Origin of the sequence: Leisingera aquimarina DSM 24565, assembly GCF_000473165.1 — a bacterium.
Lineage (GTDB): Bacteria > Pseudomonadota > Alphaproteobacteria > Rhodobacterales > Rhodobacteraceae > Leisingera > Leisingera aquimarina.
The window spans coordinates 645,081-663,548 of sequence record NZ_KI421504.1 but is presented as its reverse complement, the minus strand read 5'-3'; the positions used below and the strand labels follow the sequence as shown (position 1 = coordinate 663,548).

The 18,468-nt window shown below is 59.6% G+C and carries 21 protein-coding genes, 2 tRNA genes and 1 pseudogene; 17 read left to right on the top strand and 7 right to left on the bottom strand.

From position 1 onward, the window contains the following. The first annotated feature begins 20 nt into the window (after nt 1-20). The 4 genes from AQUI_RS0107095 (at nt 21) to AQUI_RS0107080 (ending at nt 3,546) form a co-directional block, all read left to right on the top strand. On the top strand, nt 21-623 hold the full coding sequence (locus AQUI_RS0107095) for a glutathione S-transferase (RefSeq protein ID WP_027256884.1): 603 nt from the start codon (nt 21-23) through the stop codon (nt 621-623). Nucleotides 624-833: 210 nt separating this feature from the next. Continuing rightward, nucleotides 834-1,394: a ubiquinol-cytochrome c reductase iron-sulfur subunit gene (gene petA / locus AQUI_RS0107090; RefSeq protein ID WP_027256883.1), complete on the top strand. Its 561-nt coding sequence runs from the start codon at nt 834-836 to the stop codon at nt 1,392-1,394. A gap of 12 nt (nt 1,395-1,406) precedes the next feature. Further along, nucleotides 1,407-2,741 carry a cytochrome b gene (gene petB / locus AQUI_RS0107085; protein WP_027256882.1) on the top strand — a complete coding sequence of 445 codons (1,335 nt, stop codon included), beginning with the start codon at nt 1,407-1,409 and terminating at the stop codon, nt 2,739-2,741. Nucleotides 2,742-2,760: 19 nt separating this feature from the next. Beyond that, a complete protein-coding gene (locus tag AQUI_RS0107080) occupies nt 2,761-3,546 on the top strand; it encodes a cytochrome c1 (protein WP_027256881.1) in 786 nt (261 codons plus the stop codon). A gap of 150 nt (nt 3,547-3,696) precedes the next feature. Here the strand turns inward: AQUI_RS0107080 and AQUI_RS0107075 are convergent, their stop codons facing one another. Next, nucleotides 3,697-4,134, bottom strand: a complete 438-nt coding sequence (locus AQUI_RS0107075; RefSeq protein ID WP_027256880.1) for a glyoxalase superfamily protein — start codon at nt 4,132-4,134, stop codon at nt 3,697-3,699. A gap of 262 nt (nt 4,135-4,396) precedes the next feature. On the opposite strand from AQUI_RS0107075, the gene AQUI_RS27415 reads away from it, so the two are divergent. Continuing rightward, entirely contained in the window at nt 4,397-4,810 is a 414-nt protein-coding gene (locus AQUI_RS27415; RefSeq protein WP_051371845.1) for a nuclear transport factor 2 family protein, read from the top strand. A gap of 17 nt (nt 4,811-4,827) precedes the next feature. Here the strand turns inward: AQUI_RS27415 and mtaB are convergent, their stop codons facing one another. Continuing rightward, nucleotides 4,828-6,090, bottom strand: a complete 1,263-nt coding sequence (gene mtaB / locus AQUI_RS0107065; RefSeq protein WP_027256879.1) for a tRNA (N(6)-L-threonylcarbamoyladenosine(37)-C(2))-methylthiotransferase MtaB — start codon at nt 6,088-6,090, stop codon at nt 4,828-4,830. Continuing rightward, nucleotides 6,087-6,929 carry a diaminopimelate epimerase gene (gene dapF / locus AQUI_RS0107060; RefSeq protein ID WP_027256878.1) on the bottom strand — a complete coding sequence of 281 codons (843 nt, stop codon included), beginning with the start codon at nt 6,927-6,929 and terminating at the stop codon, nt 6,087-6,089. Before dapF ends, mtaB begins: the two co-directional genes overlap by 4 nt. Before the next feature lie 187 nt (nt 6,930-7,116). Here dapF and AQUI_RS0107055 point away from each other — a divergent pair. From AQUI_RS0107055 to AQUI_RS0107030, 7 genes are all read left to right on the top strand, one after another. Continuing rightward, nucleotides 7,117-7,192 (top strand) — tRNA-Lys (locus AQUI_RS0107055). Nucleotides 7,193-7,297: 105 nt separating this feature from the next. Continuing rightward, nucleotides 7,298-7,591: a 4'-phosphopantetheinyl transferase family protein gene (locus AQUI_RS32440; RefSeq protein ID WP_156916921.1), complete on the top strand. Its 294-nt coding sequence runs from the start codon at nt 7,298-7,300 to the stop codon at nt 7,589-7,591. 339 nt (nt 7,592-7,930) lie between these two features. Continuing rightward, nucleotides 7,931-8,629, top strand: a complete 699-nt coding sequence (locus AQUI_RS0107050) for a fumarylacetoacetate hydrolase family protein (protein ID WP_027256877.1) — start codon at nt 7,931-7,933, stop codon at nt 8,627-8,629. 326 nt (nt 8,630-8,955) lie between these two features. After that, nucleotides 8,956-9,999 carry a TRAP transporter substrate-binding protein gene (locus AQUI_RS0107045; protein WP_027256876.1) on the top strand — a complete coding sequence of 348 codons (1,044 nt, stop codon included), beginning with the start codon at nt 8,956-8,958 and terminating at the stop codon, nt 9,997-9,999. 80 nt (nt 10,000-10,079) lie between these two features. Further along, complete coding sequence (locus AQUI_RS0107040; RefSeq protein ID WP_027256875.1) at nt 10,080-10,661, top strand: TRAP transporter small permease; 582 nt, start codon at nt 10,080-10,082, stop codon at nt 10,659-10,661. Next, nucleotides 10,658-12,163, top strand: a complete 1,506-nt coding sequence (locus tag AQUI_RS0107035) for a TRAP transporter large permease (RefSeq protein WP_027256874.1) — start codon at nt 10,658-10,660, stop codon at nt 12,161-12,163. Before AQUI_RS0107040 ends, AQUI_RS0107035 begins: the two co-directional genes overlap by 4 nt. A 9-nt stretch (nt 12,164-12,172) precedes the next feature. Beyond that, on the top strand, nt 12,173-12,619 hold the full coding sequence (locus AQUI_RS0107030) for an acyl-CoA thioesterase (protein WP_027256873.1): 447 nt from the start codon (nt 12,173-12,175) through the stop codon (nt 12,617-12,619). A 6-nt stretch (nt 12,620-12,625) separates the two neighbouring features. On the opposite strand, the gene AQUI_RS0107025 is transcribed toward AQUI_RS0107030, so the two are convergent. Together AQUI_RS0107025 and AQUI_RS0107020 are read right to left on the bottom strand one after the other, a co-directional pair. Continuing rightward, on the bottom strand, nt 12,626-13,828 hold the full coding sequence (locus AQUI_RS0107025; RefSeq protein ID WP_027256872.1) for a winged helix-turn-helix domain-containing protein: 1,203 nt from the start codon (nt 13,826-13,828) through the stop codon (nt 12,626-12,628). Next, complete coding sequence (locus tag AQUI_RS0107020) at nt 13,828-14,853, bottom strand: LacI family DNA-binding transcriptional regulator (protein WP_027256871.1); 1,026 nt, start codon at nt 14,851-14,853, stop codon at nt 13,828-13,830. The genes AQUI_RS0107025 and AQUI_RS0107020 overlap by 1 nt, the downstream gene beginning before the upstream one ends. A gap of 147 nt (nt 14,854-15,000) precedes the next feature. Between AQUI_RS0107020 and AQUI_RS0107015 the strand changes: the two genes are divergently transcribed. The 5 genes from AQUI_RS0107015 (at nt 15,001) to AQUI_RS27410 (ending at nt 17,318) form a co-directional block, all read left to right on the top strand. Next, nucleotides 15,001-15,077: transfer RNA gene (locus tag AQUI_RS0107015), tRNA-Arg, on the top strand. A gap of 277 nt (nt 15,078-15,354) precedes the next feature. Beyond that, the gene (locus tag AQUI_RS0107010) at nt 15,355-15,804 is read left to right on the top strand and encodes a helix-turn-helix domain-containing protein (RefSeq protein WP_027256870.1); all 450 of its coding nucleotides are present in this window, start codon (nt 15,355-15,357) and stop codon (nt 15,802-15,804) included. 301 nt (nt 15,805-16,105) lie between these two features. Continuing rightward, nucleotides 16,106-16,444, top strand: a complete 339-nt coding sequence (locus tag AQUI_RS31855) for a plasmid mobilization protein (RefSeq protein ID WP_245596880.1) — start codon at nt 16,106-16,108, stop codon at nt 16,442-16,444. Then, a complete protein-coding gene (locus AQUI_RS31850; protein WP_051371844.1) occupies nt 16,438-16,653 on the top strand; it encodes a hypothetical protein in 216 nt (71 codons plus the stop codon). Before AQUI_RS31855 ends, AQUI_RS31850 begins: the two co-directional genes overlap by 7 nt. After that, nucleotides 16,650-17,318 (top strand): relaxase family protein, encoded by a 669-nt coding sequence (locus AQUI_RS27410; RefSeq protein WP_051371843.1) that lies wholly within the window; start codon nt 16,650-16,652, stop codon nt 17,316-17,318. Before AQUI_RS31850 ends, AQUI_RS27410 begins: the two co-directional genes overlap by 4 nt. Here the strand turns inward: AQUI_RS27410 and AQUI_RS27405 are convergent. Next, nucleotides 17,274-18,287: pseudogene (locus tag AQUI_RS27405) on the bottom strand (IS3 family transposase); the annotation flags it as partial. The gene AQUI_RS27410 and the pseudogene AQUI_RS27405 overlap by 45 nt on opposite strands. Continuing rightward, nucleotides 18,288-18,449 carry a hypothetical protein gene (locus AQUI_RS31845; RefSeq protein WP_245596879.1) on the bottom strand — a complete coding sequence of 54 codons (162 nt, stop codon included), beginning with the start codon at nt 18,447-18,449 and terminating at the stop codon, nt 18,288-18,290. It abuts the pseudogene before it with no gap. Nucleotides 18,450-18,468: the final 19 nt, after the last annotated feature.

Genomic DNA, 18,468 nt, shown 5'->3' with positions numbered 1-18,468 from the left:
CAAACAGCGGAGGATTTTCCATGAAGCTTACATATTCACCGGCGTCGCCCTTTGCCCGCAAGGTTTTGGTGCTGCTGCATGAGACCGGGCAGATTGAGGATGTTGAAATCCTGAATGTGACCACAACGCCCCTCAGCCCCAGTGCAGAGGTGAAAGCCAGCAACCCGCTGGCCAAAATCCCGGCGCTTGAGCGCAATGACGGCCCGGCGCTTTATGACAGCCGGGTGATCTGCGCCTATCTGGACGACCGCGCAGGCGGCATGCTGTATGGCGGCGGTTGGGACAGTAAGGTTCTGGAAGCCACCGCCGACGGTATTATGGATGCGGCGATCTTGATGGCTTATGAAAAACGTCTGCGACCTGAGGAAAAACAATGGGATGGCTGGCTGGATGCGCAGCGCAGCAAGGTCCTGGGCGGCTGTGCCGCGCTGAATGCGCGCTGGATGAGCCACCTGCTGGGGCCGCTTGATATTGGCCAGATCGCGGTGGCCTGTGCGCTGGGATATGTCGATCTGCGCCACCCGGATGCGGGCTGGCGCCAGGGCAACGAGGCGCTGGCGGAGTGGTTTGCGGGCTTCGAATCGCGCCCCTCCATGCAGGCTACAAAACCGCCGGCGGGCTGAGAGCGCCCTTGATAATGACAGGTGCCGCACCGATATGGGTGCGGCACGGTCACACAGTCGTGACAGAATTGCCGTCTGCGGCTTTCTGCGCGCCTATGACCGCTGGACGAATGCCCTTCTCCCCGCTAGACACGCGCCTGAGTCACTGCGAGCAATCGCGGTGCATGCGCATGTTTGCCCTAAACGGGCGCTGGAATTGGAGAAAACCTCGTGTCCCACGCAGAAGACCACGAAGGAACCCGGAGAGATTTCCTCTACTACGCCACTGCCGGCGCCGGGGCAGTGACCGCGGGTGCCGCCGTATGGCCCCTGGTCAACCAGATGAACCCCTCCGCCGACGTGAAAGCACTGTCCTCGATCCTGGTCGATGTCAGCGGCGTGGAAGTTGGCACGCAAATCTCGGTCATGTTCCTGGGCAAGCCGGTGTTCATCCGCCGCCGCACCCCGGAAGAGATCGAAGAAGCCCGTGCCGTGGAGCTGTCCGAGCTGATCGACCCGCGGTCGGAAAACCCGAACAAGCCGGGCACCGACGCGGCTGACGCCAACCGCACCATGGACGAGGCCGGCGAATGGCTGGTGATGATGGGTGTCTGCACCCACCTGGGCTGTGTGCCGCTGGGCGACGGCGCCGGCGAATTCAACGGCTGGTTCTGCCCCTGCCACGGGTCGCACTACGACACCGCAGGCCGCATCCGCAAAGGCCCGGCGCCGGAGAACCTGCATGTGCCGGTGGCTGAGTTCACCGACGCCAACACCATCAAGCTGGGATAAGGAAACGCGCTCATGTCCGGTATTCCGCACGACCATTACGAGCCGAAGACAGGCGCAGAAAAGTGGCTGCACAGCCGCCTGCCCATCGTCGGTCTTGTCTACGACACAATCATGATCCCCACCCCCAAGAACCTGAACTGGTGGTGGATCTGGGGCATCGTCCTGGCTTTCTGCCTGGCGCTGCAAATCGTCACCGGCATTGTCCTGGTGATGCATTACACCCCGCATGCTGATCTGGCCTTTGCCTCGATCGAGCACATCATGCGCAACGTGAACGGCGGCCATATGCTGCGCTACCTTCACATGAACGGCGCCTCGCTGTTCTTTGTTGCTGTCTACATCCACATCTTCCGCGGCCTGTACTACGGCTCCTACAAGGCGCCCCGCGAGATCACCTGGATCGTCGGCATGCTGATCTACCTGATGATGATGGGCACCGCCTTCATGGGCTATGTGCTGCCGTGGGGCCAGATGTCCTTCTGGGGCGCAACCGTGATCACCGGCCTGTTCGGCGCCATCCCGTTCATCGGCGAACCGATCCAGACCTGGCTTCTGGGCGGACCGGCGGTGGATAACGCCACGCTGAACCGCTTCTTCTCGCTGCATTACCTGCTGCCCTTCGTGATTGCGGCGCTGGTGATCGTGCATATCTGGGCCTTCCACACCACCGGCAACAACAACCCCACCGGTGTTGACGTCCGCAAGGGCTCCAAGGAAGAAGCCAAGAAAGACACCCTGCCGTTCTGGCCATACTTCGTGATCAAGGACTTCCTGGGCCTGGCCGTTGTGCTGGTGATCTTCTGGGCAATCGTCGGCTTCATGCCGAACTACCTGGGCCACCCGGACAACTACATCGAAGCCAACCCGCTGGTAACGCCCGCGCACATCGTGCCCGAATGGTACTTCCTGCCGTTCTACGCGATCCTGCGCGCCTTTACCTCGGAAGTGTGGGTGGTGCAGTTCGCCTCCTTCGTGACCGGCGGCATTGTTGACGCCAAGTTCTTTGGTGTTCTGGCGATGTTCGGTGCGATTGCCGTGATGGCGCTGGTGCCCTGGTTGGACACCTCGCGCGTCCGTTCGGGCCGTTACCGTCCGATGTTCAAATGGTGGTTCGCGCTGCTGGTGATCGACTTCTTTGCCCTGATGTGGCTGGGCGCGATGCCGGCGGAAGAGCCCTATGCATCGTTCTCGCTGATCGCATCGGCCTACTGGTTCGGCTACTTCCTGGTGATCCTGCCGCTCCTGGGCGTGATCGAGAAGCCGACGGCGCAGCCTGCTACCATCGAAGAGGATTTCGACGCCCACTACGGCAAGAAGTCTTCTGCTGAAGCCACTCCTGCCGAGTAAGAAGAAGGAACACCTGACTATGTTCAAGAAACTGGCAACCGGTGCCGCCTTCGCTCTGGCCCTGATCCCTGCGGCGTCTTTCGCAGCAGGCGGCGAGCAGCACATCACCGACTACGCCTTCTCGTTTGAAGGCCCGTTCGGCACCTATGACCGCAACCAGCTGCAGCGCGGCCTTCAGATCTACACCGAGGTTTGCGCAGCCTGCCACGGTCTGAAGCTGGTGCCGCTGCGCACCCTGAGCGACGAGGGCGGCCCGCAGCTGCCTGAGGATCAGGTGCGGGCTTACGCAGCTGACAATTTCAGCGTTTATGATGCGGAACTGGATGAGGACCGCCCGGCAAAGCCGGTCGACCACTTCCCGGAAAACAACAACGCCGGCGCCCCGGATCTCAGCATGATGGCCAAGGCGCGCGCGGGCTTCCACGGTCCCTACGGTTCGGGTCTGAACCAGCTGTTCAAAGGCATGGGTGGTGCCGAGTATATCGCCTCTCTGATGGCTGGCTATACCGGCGAAGAAAAGGAAGAGGCTGGCACCATCTTCTATCAGAACACTGCCTTCCCGGGCGGTTGGATTTCGATGGCGCCGCCGCTGTCGGATGAACAGGTGGAGTTTGCAGATGGCCACGCCAATGACGTGGACGCCATGGCGCAGGACGTCGCTGCATTCCTGATGTGGACTGCTGAACCCAAGATGATGGCACGCAAGCAGGCCGGCTTTGTCGGCGTGCTGTTCCTGACCGTTCTGTCGGTGCTGCTGTATCTGACCAACAAGAAGCTGTGGGCGCCGCACAAGGGCAAAGACTGATCCTTGTCTGACTGACAGCGTGAAACATCAAACCCCCGCAAGTGTCTCTTGCGGGGGTTTTCGTTGCCAGGGGAACAGGGGCGCTGCCCCTCTGCCCTGCGGGCATTCACCCCGGAGTATTTGGGACTAGAAAGAAGACAGGCCTTTGGGTCACAACAGCGGGCTGACCGTCAGATGGGGCAGCCCGTTGGCGGTTTTCTGCGGCGACCGGTCGTCTGCGCCAATCACCGCGGACACCCTTTGGCGCCAGGATGAAAAGCTGTCGAACCGGACCACATCCACCGGAGTATCGAACTGCAGGGTTATCCGGCGGTGGCCGTTGGTGCCGCAGGCCGAGAGACCGTGGATATAGCCGGTGAAAGGCTGGCCCAAGTACTTGCCTTCGACTCGCATCCCGACCTGCAAATCGAGGATGTTTGATGCACGCGCGCTAAGGGTGTTCCAGTCGCGGAAGCCGTAGTATTGCGCGATTCGCTCCAGGGAGGTGCTGTGGCTGATGGGTTGGCCCTGGGCCTGTGAATGCTTGCGCAGCAGGCGCGCTTCGGCCTTGAGCTGCGGAACAGGTGGGAGAGCAGGCTGTTGCTGCATGGAGTTACCTTTCGCGTGAAGGTGCAGTTGCCGATACAGACAGGGCTCGCGTTGCTATCCGGGCATGCACCCAGGCGTCAGGAATATTCCTTGTCCGGGTTTCACCAAAGCTAAAGGCTGCGAGCGGCAGGTATCCGGGACCTTGTTGAAGTCATAGCGCAGTTCAGACTGCGCTGCAATTGCGGGCAGGCACGCTTGACGGATGAGGAGACCGGAGCGCACCCTTTAGAGGTTGTATCAATACGAGTTGGGAGGCGTTGCAATGACGGGACTATCGAATGCAGAGATCCTGCGTGAGGTGATGGCCAAGTGGAATGACTGCAAGGCGGGCGATTTGACCATGTGGGACGGCTACACAACCGAAGACATGTGCATGCGTTCGATGGGAGAGGGCGCGCATGGGCTGGATTTCAGTGCGGCACGGAACGGGCGCGCGCAGCTGCAGAGCTATCTGAGTGAGCTGACCAGCGCCTTTGAAATGGAACATTGGACGTTGGAAGAGACGGTTTCGGAGGGCGACCGGGTGGTTGGGCTGGGCACCACGGCCTGGACCTGCAAGGCCACAGGAAAGCGGGTGGAGACGCCTGTTGCCATTGTGTGCCGGTTCCGGGACGGGCGCATCTGCGACCTGCACGAGTTCTACGATTCCGCTTCGGTGGCGGCCGCAACTTGCTGACGCATTCAGCGCGCTGATCAGGCGGTGAGCTGGCTGCCGCTGGCGCCTGTTATGGCGGCGGTGACGATCCGGCCCTCTGCCTGCGGCGCGGCAAAGGCCACTTCGGTGAACTGCTCAGTGCGGCCCATATGCGGGTTTTCCATCAGGATGCGGTGGGTCTTGCCGAGCTGTTCAGCCAGATGGCGGTCGATCTGGGCGTCGCCTGCCGCACGCAGACGGGCGGCGCGCTCCTTGACAACGTTGCCGTTCACCTGATTGGGGATCTTTGCGGCCGGGGTGCCGTCGCGTTTGGAGTAGGGGAAGACGTGCAGCCATGTCAGGTCGCAGTCAGTGACCAGTTTCAGTGAGTTCTCAAAATGAGCGTCGGTCTCGGTTGGAAAGCCGGCGATGATGTCTGCGCCAAAGGTCATCTCCGGGCGCAGGCGCCGGGCCTCCTCGCAAAACGCGATGGCGTCGCCGCGCAGATGGCGCCGGGCCATGCGCTTGAGGATCAGGTCGTCGCCATGCTGCAATGACAAATGCAGATGCGGCATCAGGCGCGGTTCGGTGGCAATCGCCTGCATAAGATTCTCATCCGCTTCAATCGAATCGATCGAGGAGATGCGCAGGCGGGGCAGGTCCGGCACCAGCTTTAGAATGCGCATCACCAGATCGCCCAAACGCGGCTGCGCAGGCAGATCAGCGCCCCAGGAGGTGAGGTCCACTCCGGTCAGCACCACCTCATTATAACCCTTGTCCACCAGGCGCTTGATCTGGTCGATCACCACGCCTGCAGGGACGGAGCGGGAGTTGCCGCGGCCATAGGGGATAATGCAGAAGGTGCAGCGGTGATCGCAGCCGTTCTGGACCTGCACATAGGCGCGGGATCGGGTGCCGAATCCGTCGATCAGATGGCCTGCGGTTTCCGTCACCGACATGATGTCGTCGACCTGCACCTTTTCCGTGGTGCCAATGAAGTCCGGGCCCTTGGCGATCTGCTGCCAAGTCTCGGCCTGCATTTTTTCAGTGTTGCCGATGACGCGGGTGACTTCTTCCATCGCGGCAAAGGTGTCCGGTTCGGTCTGGGCGGCGCAGCCGGTCACGATGATGGGCGCCTCTGGGTGTTCCCGGCGCAGCTTGCGGATTTCCTGGCGTGCCTTGCGCACCGCCTCTGCGGTCACCGCGCAGGTATTGACGACCACAGCCTTCTCAAGGCCCGCCTGCTGGCTCAATTCCTTCATCGCCTCGGTCTCATAGGCGTTGAGGCGGCAGCCAAGGGTGGTGAACTTGGGTACGCTCATTTCAGTGTCTCCAGAAATTCGCGTGTGAAGCTGCCGTCGAACACATGCATGGTTGGGCCGGTCATCCAGACTCCGTCCTCCGCCCAGTTGATCCACAGGGTGCCGCCATCGAGATCAACCTGCACCTTGCGCCCTGTCAGCCCGCGGCGGGCCGCAGCAACGGCTGTGGCGCAGGAAGAGGAGCCGGAGGCCAGTGTCACCCCCACACCGCGCTCCCACACGCGCATGCGGATGCGGTTGGGGCCAGTCACCTGGGCAACTTGCACATTGGTGCGCTGGGGGTACAGGGGGTGATGCTCGTAGCGGGGGCCGAATTCTTCCAGCGGAATGATCGTGGCATCCTCGACAAAGAATGTGCAGTGCGGGTTGCCCATGCCAGTTGCAGCAGGGCCGCCTTCAATGGGCAGTTCCAATGTATCCGCGTCTTCGGCCAGCGGGATGTCCTGCCAATCAAGCTGTGGCTGTCCCATGTTGACAGACGTAAGGCCATCGCCGGCATCGCGTGCATAAAGGTCGCCGCGATCGGTGGTCAGATGCAGCTCGGACTTGCCGCTTTCCAGGATCAGATGGCGGGCAATGCAGCGGGTGGCGTTGCCGCAGGCTCCGGACGTGGATCCGTCGGCGTTATAGAAGGCCAGATGTGCGTCCCCGGCGCCGTCCGAGATGACGGTCAGCTGGTCAAATCCCACGCCGAACCGGCGGTGGGCAATTCCCTTGGCCATCGCCGGGGTGATGACGATGTCCTGCGCGCGCGCGTCGACAACAACAAAGTCATTGCCCAGCCCGTGCATCTTCATGAAGGGGAGTGCGGTATCTGCTTGGGTGTTCATTCCGGGCATATAGACCTGTGCTGACGATGAATCCAGTCTTCGGTGAGAAAAGTTGAAAAAAGGGGTTGACCCCTCGCTGCACTGGCCCTAGATACGCCGCCTATCGGGACAGCATGACACAGGCTGCCAGGCAGTCCCGAAGCGAAATAAGTGCTTGATCCTTCTGGAAAAAACACTTAGACCGCAGCGAAGAAGTGGGCCGTTAGCTCAGTTGGTAGAGCAACTGACTTTTAATCAGTGGGTCGCAGGTTCGAATCCTGCACGGCTCACCACTTCCTCCAGTGAAATCAAAGAGATGCCGGTAGAGTGCATTAACACTTTGCTTGGGGTGCCGACTTTGGTGAAAAATAAGTGCAAATCTCTCCTGAAATCCACTAATCTGGACGACAACCAACATCGCCAATGCCGCCGCAGCCCTTTGCCTGACACCCGAAGAAACCCGGATTTTTGATAGTCCCTGCGCGGTTTTATGTGCTTTTTCGGCCAAAGAGGCGGTGTTTAAGGCGATAGCACCGGACTCTACCTCCCGGTTTTGGCTCGCAGGGATAGATCTGACACGTGATGCGTCAAATCTACTGTCCTGGACCATTCCGGAAATATACGCATCCGGACACACACATCTCTATCTGGCTGGAGATCTGGTGGTGTCACTGTGCATGGCACCCGGTTGAACCTAGTCTGGGACTCAGATGGCGGTAGCCAGAGCAGTATCCGTAATGTGATAGAAGCGCCTGTTTCTGGTCTTGTTTTTTGCAGGAACGCAACTGTTCGTGACCCCAGTTATCATGTTGAACTCAAATTGCGATTGCCGCAGCTTGATTGTTGCTTTGGGGCCGGTCTCAATCAAGCCGCAAATACGTGACCGCAAAGCAGTTGCTGGCGTTCCGAAAATATGGATGGGTACGGGCATTCAAATCATTTCAAGCCGAACGCGGGGTTTACAGGCTCTTGGATTGCGGCTCTGACTTGGGGCGGCGGAATGTGGCTTCAACTTTACGAGGGATTCTTTGATGGGTAAGCTTCTGTTCACATTACCGGAAGCGCCGGTGGTTCCGGTTGCCGGAGAACCGGCTGGATACCCGGTAGGGCGGATTTTCTGCGTTGGGCGCAATTACGCGGCTCATGCTGCCGAAATGGGCAACGAAGTGGACCGTGAGGCGCCATTCTATTTCACCAAGGCGGCGGCCAATGCGGTGCTGACAGGTGCGGTTGTGCCCTATCCACCTGGGACTGAAAACTTCCACTACGAGATGGAGCTCGCTGTGGCGATTGGCGCGCCGGTGTTCCGCGCATCCGCCGAAGAGGCGAAAGCTGCTGTCTTCGGCTATGGATGTGCGCTGGATATGACCCGGCGCGATCTGCAGATCCGTGAGCGGCAGAAGCAGCGCCCCTGGGATCTGGGCAAGGATTTGGAAAATGGGGCAGTGTTTGCGCCCCTGACCCGGGCAGCAGATTGGGGCAACCCGTCTGGCCGGCGAATTTGGCTGGAGGTGAACGGGGAGATCCGGCAGGACGCCGCGCTGGAGGAAATGATCTGGTCCGTTGAGGAGATTATCTGCCATCTGTCCGGCTTTTATCACTTGCGGCCCGGAGATGTGATTCTGACCGGCACGCCGGCCGGTGTTGGAGCCGTTCAGGCAGGCGACCGGATGAGCGGCGGGGTTGATGGGCTGCCACAGGTCGACTTGACGCTGGCTGCTGCGGAATGACGCAAGGCGTCGCAAAGCCATGATTTTTGTTGCCATGCGGCCATCTCAATATGTATCAATTTGGATGTGATCGCTGGGGGCTTTGTAACATATGAACTGTGAAACTTGTTTGCGATCAGGAAGCGCAGTCAGATTTCATGAGTAGAAAATGCATAATCCGCTGTTGATAGTTACAAATGCACCTAATAGCAGAGAGGCAACTGGTTCGTTAAACGAACCCTGTGCGGGGCTCTGGCGGCGAAAACGGAAAGAATTCTGCCATCTGCTGCAGTAATGTTGCGAAAGCAGCGGGTCTGGCAAATGATTTGGTCAAAGGGAGGACAGACATGACCACTCGGAGAAATATTTTGGGGGCAGCGGGTGCAGCGGCCCTGGCAATGTTCGGCGCAATGCCGGCATTTGCCCAGGAAGTGACCCTGAAGCTGCACCAGTTCCTGCCGGCACAGGCAAACGTGCCGAAACTGATCCTGGATGTCTGGGCGGACAATGTCGAGGAATCCTCGGGCGGGCGCATCAAGATTGATCGCTTCCCGTCGATGCAACTGGGGGGCAAGCCGCCTGAGCTGATGGACCAGGCCATTGATGGCGTGGCGGATATCGTCTGGACCGTGGTGGGCTATACCCCGGGCCGATATCCCTCGACCGAAGTGTTCGAGCTGCCGTTTATGATGACCAATGCGCGCGCCGTGTCGCATGCCTATTGGGAAATGTTCGACAAGCACATGAAGGACACTGAGTTCAAGGATGTCCACATCCTGGGCACCTGGGTGCATGGGCCGGGCCTGATCCATACTTCGGATCCGGTGGAAACGCCCGAGGATCTGGAAGGCATGAAGATCCGTGGCGGCGGACGGTCGGTCAACGCGTTGCTGACCGAACTTGGCGCAACACCGGTGGGGATGCCGGTTCCGGCCATTCCGGAAGGGCTGTCCAAGGGCGTGATCGACGGCACCACCATTCCCTGGGAAGTGACCGCGGCGCTGAAGGTTCCGGAACTGGTGGAAAACCACACCGAGTTCACTGGCAAGGCGCTGTACACGCTGACTTTTGTTCTGGCGATGAACAAAGAGAAGTATGAGAGCCTGCCGGATGACCTGAAAAAGGCCATCGACGACAACTCCGGCTTGGAATTCTCGGTCTTTGCCGGCGGCACCCAGGCGGATTCGGATGGTCCCTCGCGCGAGATGGCGCTGGATCTGGGCAACACTGTGATCACCCTGGACGAAGAACAGACCGCCGTCTGGCGAGAACGTTCGCAGCCGATCTATGACAAGTGGATCGCCGACATGGCCGAAAAGGGCATCGACGGCAATGCGCTGATCGAAGAAGCCAGCGGGCTGATCGAGAAATACACGCCGCAATATCAGTAAGGCGTTTTGATGATAAAAGTGAAGGGCCGCACGGCATAGGCACTGCGGCCCTTTGCATACCGGAATAAGGCAACTGAACGATGCATAAGCTCATGATGCGGCTGGCCAAATCCATGGCCTACCTGGGCGGTGCGGTCCTCACTCTTCTGATCATTCTGACATGTGTTTCGATAGCCGGGCGTTTGCTCAATGGCGTCTTCCATGGTGACCTGATGGAGCGGATTGCACCCGGGTTCTCAAAGTGGATGACCGGTTGGGTTGGACCGGTCAACGGCGACTTTGAACTGGTCGAGGCCGGCGTCGCCTTTGCGATCTTCGCCTTTTTGCCTTTGTGCCAGATCACCGCAGGCCATGCTTCGGTCGATGTGGTCGCCAATGCGTTTCCACGCGGAGTGAATCGGTTTTTGCGGATGGTGACTGAAATTGTCTTTGCCGCAGCGCTGATTCTTATCGCCTGGCGGCTGGGGGCCGGGCTTGCGAGCAAGTTCTCCAATGGCGAGACCTCCTTCCTGCTCGAGTTTCCGGTCTGGTGGGCCTACGGCATCAGCATGGTGGCAGCGATCGTGGCGGCCATTGTGGGCATCTACATGGGTGCGGTGCGCACCATCGAATTTTTTACCGGCCGGATCCTGATCTGGGACGGCGTGGAGGGCGAACAGTGACGGCTCTTGAAATTGGCATCGCGTCCTTTCCGGTCCTGATGCTGCTGATCTTTCTGCGGGTGCCCATCGGGCTTTCGATGTTTCTGGTCGGTCTCGGCGGACTGATCTGGGTCACGGATGGCACCCAGGTGGCGTTCGGGCGGCTGAAAAGCGAGACCTATTCGACATTCTCCTCCTATTCGCTGACCATTGTGCCGATGTTCCTGCTGATGGGGCATTTCGCGACGCTGGGCGGCATGTCCACCGCGTTGTTCAAAGCGGCTGAAGGATTCCTCGGCCACCGCAAGGGCGGGGTTGCGATGGCGGCCATCGGCGCCTGCGCAGGCTTTGGTGCGATCTGCGGCTCATCCTTGGCCACCGCAGCCACAATGGGCCGTGTGGCACTGCCGGAGCTGAAGCAATACGGTTATGCCGGCGGGTTTTCGACCGCAACGCTGGCGGCGGGTGGCACGCTGGGCATCCTAATTCCGCCCTCTGTGGTGCTGGTGATCTATGCGATCCTGACCGAACAGAACATCGCCAAGCTGTTCCTGTCGGCCTTCATCCCGGGATTGCTGGCGGCATTGGGCTATGTGATCGCGATCTCTGTCTATGTGCGGCTGTTCCCGGAAAGCGCCGGCACCCGCCCGCCCGTGCCGATGCGCGAGCGATTTGCTGCGCTGGTGCATGTCTGGCCGGTACTGCTGGTCTTTGGCCTGGTCGTCGGCGGTATCTACCTGGGCTGGTTCACCCCGACCGAGGGCGCGGCCGTGGGTGCATTTGGCACCGGTTTCATTGCCTGGACCAATGGCGGGCTGAACCGCGAAACACTCGCGGACAGTTTCCTGGTGACCGCGCGGTCCACCGCGATGATCTTCTTCATCGTGCTGGGCGCGGGGTTCTACAACGGCTTTCTGGCGCTGACCAAGGTGCCGCAGGAATTGGCAGACTATGTCGTAAGCATGGGGCTTAGCCCCTGGGTGGTGCTGGCGCTGATCCTGGGGTTCTATCTGGTGTTCGGTTGTTTGATGGACTCGCTGTCGATGATCCTTCTGACGATCCCGATTTTCTTTCCTGTGATCTCGGCAATGGATTTCGGCCTGCTGTCCCTGCCGGCGATGCAGGCGGATGCGGCGATGGAGGTGCTGAAGGCCGGCGTGCCCGAGGGGATGGGGGCGGAGACTCTCGCCTCAATCAAGGACGCCATTGCTGCCGGAGCCGAATTGACCCGTGAGCAGATGAAAGAGCTGGGCATCCGGGTGACCGAAGGCCGGGTGAACCGGATCGAGGCGGAATATGTCGCCATCTGGTTCGGGATCCTAGTGCTGATCGTTGTGGAAGTGGGCTTGATCACCCCGCCGGTTGGAATGAACCTGTTCATCATCAATGCGATGGACCGAAAGACCAAGATGATCGACACATACAAGGCGGTGATGTTCTTTGTTGCTTCTGACCTTATCCGGGTTGTCGTCCTGGTGGCTTTCCCAATCATCACGCTATTGCCTCTGATGCTGATGCAATGAGGAACAGGAATGACTGAACATACTTCCGTTTCAGCACAGCAGGGTTTTACCCATGAAATCCGTGTCGGCTGGGGGGACTGCGATCCGGCCCGGATTGCCTATACCGGACGGCTGCCTGTCTTTGCATTGGAAGCGATTGACGCCTGGTGGGAGCATCACTTGGGTGGCGATGGCTGGTATCAGATGGAGCTGGACCGGGGCACCGGCACGCCATTCGTGCATATGAGCATCGATTTCCGCGCGCCTGTGACCCCGCGTTACCGGCTGATGTGCGATGTCTGGCCTTCCGCGTTGGGCGGCAAGTCGGTGACTTTCCGGGTGAATGCGCGGCAGAATGGGGAGCTTTGTTTTGAAGGCAGGTTCGTTTGCGTATTCATTGCTCCGGAGAGCTTCACAGCAATACCAGCGCCGGAAGATTATCGCCGGGTAATCGAGGCGCAGTTGCAGCCAGAGTAGCTTCTGTCAGCGCAGCCAGCCGTCTGTGAAACACACTCTGCTGAGGCCCGCAAAACGTGCAACCCGACCCAGTTCAGCCTCCAGCCGCCTGGCGCGGACCGGTGACCACTTCACATCCCGTTCAGGCCATACGGCGGTGACGCGAAGGACGTCTGCGTCCCGGTCCGCCTTCATATCAATCCGGCCAACCAGACGTATGCCTTCCAGCAGTGGAAAGACGTAATAGCCATACTGGCGCCTGAGTGCTGGGGTGAAAACCTCGATCCGGTAGTGGAAACCGAACAGCCGTTCCGCTCGCTTGCGGTCGCGCAGGGCTGGGTCAAAGGGGCTGAGCACCCGCATCCGGCCTGGTGCCGGACCCAATTCCGCGGCGGCTTTCACGGTGCCCGGACGGGCGAACACTTTGCGCAGCTTGCCGTCCGCCTGTTCGACTTCAATCTCTTCCAGCTCTCCACGGCGCAGCTGTTCGGCGCACCATATCTTGGCTTCCACCGGAGAAGCGGTGTCCCAGAACGCCGCGAGCTCGCCGGAGGTGGCAAAGCCCAGCCGGTCCATCGCAGCGGAGCAAAGCCAGTTAATGGTCGCAGTCTCGTCGCAGGAGGTGCCAGGGCGCAGATGCTCCTCAATCACTCGTTCGGTCAGGTCATAGCGTTTCTGGAAACCTTCACGCCCCACCACTGTCAGCGCGCCTGAGCGCCAGAGATATTCCAACGCAGTCTTAGACGGGTGCCAGTCCCACCAGCCGCCGGAGCCCTTCTTTTCATCCTTGCCAAGGTCAGAAGAACTGACTGGACCGTGATCCCGCACATGGTTCAGGACGGTTTCGAACTGCGCCTCAAACCCGTCGCGCCGCCAGTTGCGCCAGCGATTGCGCAGCAGCTCGGTATCACGCAGAAAGCGCAGATGCCAATGAGGGTAGAACGCCATCGGGATCATCGCGGCGTCATGGGTCCAATGTTCAAACAGCCCGCGGTCCCGCTCGTAGAGCTGCTTCAGATGTTTGGCGCGATAGCCCGGGCGGCGTGAATAGAGGATCACGTCATGCGCGCGCGCCACCGTGTTGATACTGTCGAGCTGTACAAAGCCCAGCCGCTGGATCAGCGCCAGCAGATCCGCTCCCTTGGCCGGACCTGCTGGCTGTTCAAGCAAGGCATGGCGGTCCAAGAACAGCCGCCGCGCGCTTTGATTGTCCAGCCGCTGCAGCGCCATCAGCGCCGTTTCAGCGTGTCGCCATAGGAAATGGTCGGGGTCAAAGTGACTTTGTTTTCAATCTCCGCGTCCGGATCTTCCAGCTGCGCGGCAATGATTTCCGCCGCTCTTCGGCCAATCTCCTGACGGCAGGCATCCATGGTGGCAAGCTTGCGCGGCAGCCCCTGCAACAGCTCCACCCCGTTGAACCCGGCCAGGCCGATCTGGCCCGGCACATCAATGCCCTGATCGAGCAAATACAGCAATCCACCCGCGCCGATCATATCATTGGAAAAATAGAGGAAATCCAGTTCCGGCGATCGTTCCAGCATGGCCTGCGTCATCTCGCGCCCCTTGGCCAGGGCCGAGCCGCCTGAGTAGAATTCGCGGTCCTCGATCTCCACGCCTTCCTTGGCCAGCGCCTCGGTGAAACCTTCGAACCTCTTTCGCGCCCGGTGGTCAAGCGGCATTTTGGTGCCCATGAAGCCAATGTGCTGATATCCGGCCTTAAGGATCGCCCTGGCCATTTCGCGGCCCGCGCGACGGTGGGAAATACCGACCATCGCATCCACCGGCTTGCCGTCAGTATCCATGATCTCCACCACCGGGATGCCGGCGCTGTTCAGCATGGCGCGGGCGGCTTCGGTATGCTCCAGCCCGGCAATGATAACACCTGAGGGGCGCCACGAGAGCATCTCGTACAGCACTTTTTCCTCTTTCTCGGGCTGATAGTCAGTCACCCCGACCACCGGCTGCAGCTCGGTGTTCTCCAGCACCTTGTTGACGCCGGTCAGAACCTCAGGGAAGACCATATTCGACAGCGACGGGATGATCACCGCCACCAGGTTCACCCGGTTCGAAGCCAGCGCGCCGGCGATCTTGTTGGGCACGTAGCCCAGCTCCTTGGCGGCACTCAGCACCTTTGTGCGGGTCTTTTCCGACACATCGCCGCGATTGCGCAGAACGCGGCTCACGGTCATTTCGGAAACACCGGTTGCTTCGGATACATCGCGGAGGGTGAGAGGGCGCTTGCTGTCCGTGGTCACGTTCCTGAGCCTCTTGTTACTGCTGTGTGCAACGTTAGCGCAGACATCGGTTGCTGCACAATGGAAACTGCGCGCGGCAAATCGGCAATCGGGCCCGCCCATCCCATTGTGATCGCAGGAGGGATTTGTTATCGCGTAATCAAGCGCGGCCCCGTGGCTCAACTGGATAGAGCAGCCCCCTCCTAAGGGGCAGGTTGCAGGTTCGAATCCTGCCGGGGTCGCCAAATATTCATTATAAAACAATATATTGCCGCAATTCGGTTGGTGGAACTTGCAGAAGTCTGCAGGACAAAGCAGCAGTATACGGTCTGAGATCACCGTTTTTCCGTACAAAACCTGTACAATTTCTCTGTGCTCTGCTCACCCCTGGCGACCAAGAGGCAAACAAAAACCCCGGCTCGGCGGCAACCGAAACCGGGGCAAAAGCTCATTTGAAAGCTTCCCACTTTCATCGCTTCAATAGCATGTTTCCGGGTCCTGCTGCAATCGCGGGAGGGGCGCATGCCTAAGCTAAATCGGTTTGAATGGCTGAAAGCCGTCCTGCAATGCGCGGATTTGAACTCGTCGACAAAGGCTGTCGCGTCTGCGCTTTCTGTACAATTCGCCAACGACAAAACTGGGCAGCTTAATCCGTCTTTGAAGACGCTAGATGAGTTCCTGGCGGGCATGTCGTTGGCCACCATCAAGCGATGCCTGCGTCAGCTTGTAGAGTTCGGCTGGCTCCTTCGTACCGAGGGTCGTGGGGCCGGAAACAACACAGAATATGACTTCCGCGCTCCTTGCAATATCACCCCATTCCGCCCCAAGAAAAAGGGTGCACCTGCGACCCTTTCAACACCTCAAAAGAGTACACCTGTGACTGAAAAGAGGCTTACTGGTGAGCTTTCTTATATAAAGGATCAACAATCCAAAGAACAAAACCCCGCGGCTGAACCGGATCTGCCGGATTGAGGGCCATCCGGCTCGGCACGCGGGCGCGTTCCGCAAGCTGTGTTCGTTTCGCGCAAGTCTTTCGGTTGCCGGCAATGGGAGGACTATACCCAGCGAATGTTCTATACCCGGATTGAGCGCGCCTTCTCTGATGCTGTAGAGAACGGAGAGCGAGGCTACTGGCTTCCGGACAACTACCCACCCATTTGCAAAGACGAGTGGCCAGCGTGGCGGAACAGGCTAATCATTGAAGGTTGGGGCTTGTTCGCACCAGCGGAACGGGAGCGTCGTCATGCGTGTTGAGCAAAGAGCAAGGCGACCCATGTCATACGCTGGCGCTGTTGACACGGGACCTTGCGAGGGGTGGCAAGCCTCCCCTTCGAACCCCACCGGCGGGGGCAAGCCTCACGCCAAAGCGCCGCTCACCGAGACCTTCGTCTTTCGGTGCACGGCTGCTGAAAAGGCCGAACTTCGCGCCAAGGCCGAAGCGGCGGGCGTTCCCGCTGCGACGCTCCTACGTGAAGCACTTGGCCTTACAGACGCCCGCCGCCGCAAGCCAGCCCCGCGCGTTGATCCGGCGCAGGTGCTGGCCGTGGCCCGCCAGCTTGTTGTGATCGAACGCCAGCTTGCCCGGATCCTCGAAGAGGCGCGGCAATGCTGATCAAGTTCTTTCCCAACGGCAAGGGCGCGGGTGCTGGCCCTGTCGGCTATCTGGTGGTGCGGGAAGTGCTGGACTATGACGCCAATCGCGACCTGATCCGCGATGCCGACGGCCAGCCGATGACGGTCGCACGTGACCCGCTGCCAGAGGTGCTGCGCGGAGATCCTGTCCGCACCGAGGCGCTGATCGATGCCGGCCGCCACCAATGACCTACCGCGCGGGTGTCGTCAGCTTTGCCAATGAAGACGCGCCTACCGAAGCCCAGCAGGCCGAAGTCATGGATGCTTTCGAACAGCCGGCTTTTGCGAGGCTGGATGGTGAGCAATTTGACATGCTCTGGGTTCGTCACAGCCACGAAGACCGTGTTGAGCTGCACTTCTGCACGCCACGTTTGGTGCTGACGGCAGGCAAGGCCCTCAATATTGCTCCGCCTGGCTATCAGATTGCCTATGACAGCCTGCGCGATCTGATGAACAAGACGCACGGCTGGGCCGATCCCATGGATCTGGATCGCGCTCAGGAGGTGCAGGCTACCGTCGAGGCCTCAACGCGGGCGCGAGGTCGCGAAGAGCTGCACGAGTGGATCTTGGACCAGATCAGTATCGGCGTCATCAGCGACCGCGCCAGCATGGTCGACGCCCTGACAGAAGCAGGCTTCGAAATTCCCCGCGCCAGCAAAAATTACATCACCGCCAAAGACCCCGACACTGGCGAACGCTGGCGATTGAAAGGAGAAATTTTCCATGACGATTGGCAAGCCGAACCGACTAGCCGGGAAATTGAACGCGGACTGTACGTGTCACGTATTAGTGCCGCCCCAGGTGCTCGTTTAAGCCACGTTCCGTTCGAAAGCGACTGGGCTTTTCCAGCCTAAGGCAGAGTGCCGTCGGCGCGGATTGTAGAAGCCGTTTATGTAGTTGAAGATTGCCATCTCTGCTGTTCGTCGCGTTGGCCAGGACTGCCGCCAGATCAATTCAGCCTTGATGGTCTTGAAGAAGGTTTCCACCGCGGAGTTGTCATAGCAATTGCCCTTCCCGCTCATCCACTGCCCCAGCAGTGCATGTTTACATGCATGAGAGGGGACGCCTGGAACCCATGCCGGCGCAGGATCCTCTGGTAGTCGTGCGAGCAGTACTGACTGCCCCTGTCCGCGTGGTGAATGCAGCCTTTGGGCGGCTGCCGTAAGGCTATGGCCATGTTCAGTGCGCGGATGGCAAGGTCGCGTTTCATCCGGTTTGACACAGCCCAGCCGATCACTCGCCGTGAATGCAGGTCGAGGATGACGGCCAGATAGAGCCACCCCTCTCGCGTCCAAACATAACTGATTTCTCCCGCCCATTTCTGATTGGGCCGGTCCGCATGGAAATTGCGGTTCAGCAGATTTGGCGCGATGTTGAAGGCGTGATTGCTGTCCCCCTCTCGGCAGATTGCTTTGCAATCGCCTGCCGGGCAATGGTCGTCACCTTGTATTTCTTTAACCGTTCGACCCGTATGCCGTTTTCGCGCAGTGACGAGGATTCCGCAAATGATCCGGGGGATCATTTGCCCGAGGAACGCTGCCAACCCGGCGGTGTCCAACGTTCAGACCCAGCTCTTTCAGCTCTTCAGTCATTCTCGGTCGACTGTAGCTGCCCAAGCTAAGGCAGGATTGTTCCTTGATGTGAGCCAGCACTACCAGATCAGTTCTCTGCCTCCGGCTGGCAGGACGGCTGCGGAATGCCCGCAAACCACGGGGGCTCACATCCATGACCTTACACATCTGTTTCGTTGAAAAGATGTGGCAGTGCTCTTCGATGAATCTAAATCTCATGGCCTTTGGCTCGCGAAGAACTGTGTTGCCTTCCTAAGAAACAGCCCATTCCCCTGGCATAGGCGCCAAGGCATAACCAAGTGTCTTGGCGCGGCGTTGGAGGTTGGAGAGCACACGTTGCCGATGTCGTTCGTCGTAGGCAGCCGCCCCCTGATCTTGATAGGTCATGCCATAGCGGATGGCGTTGTAGAACAAGACTGCGATCTTCCTTGCC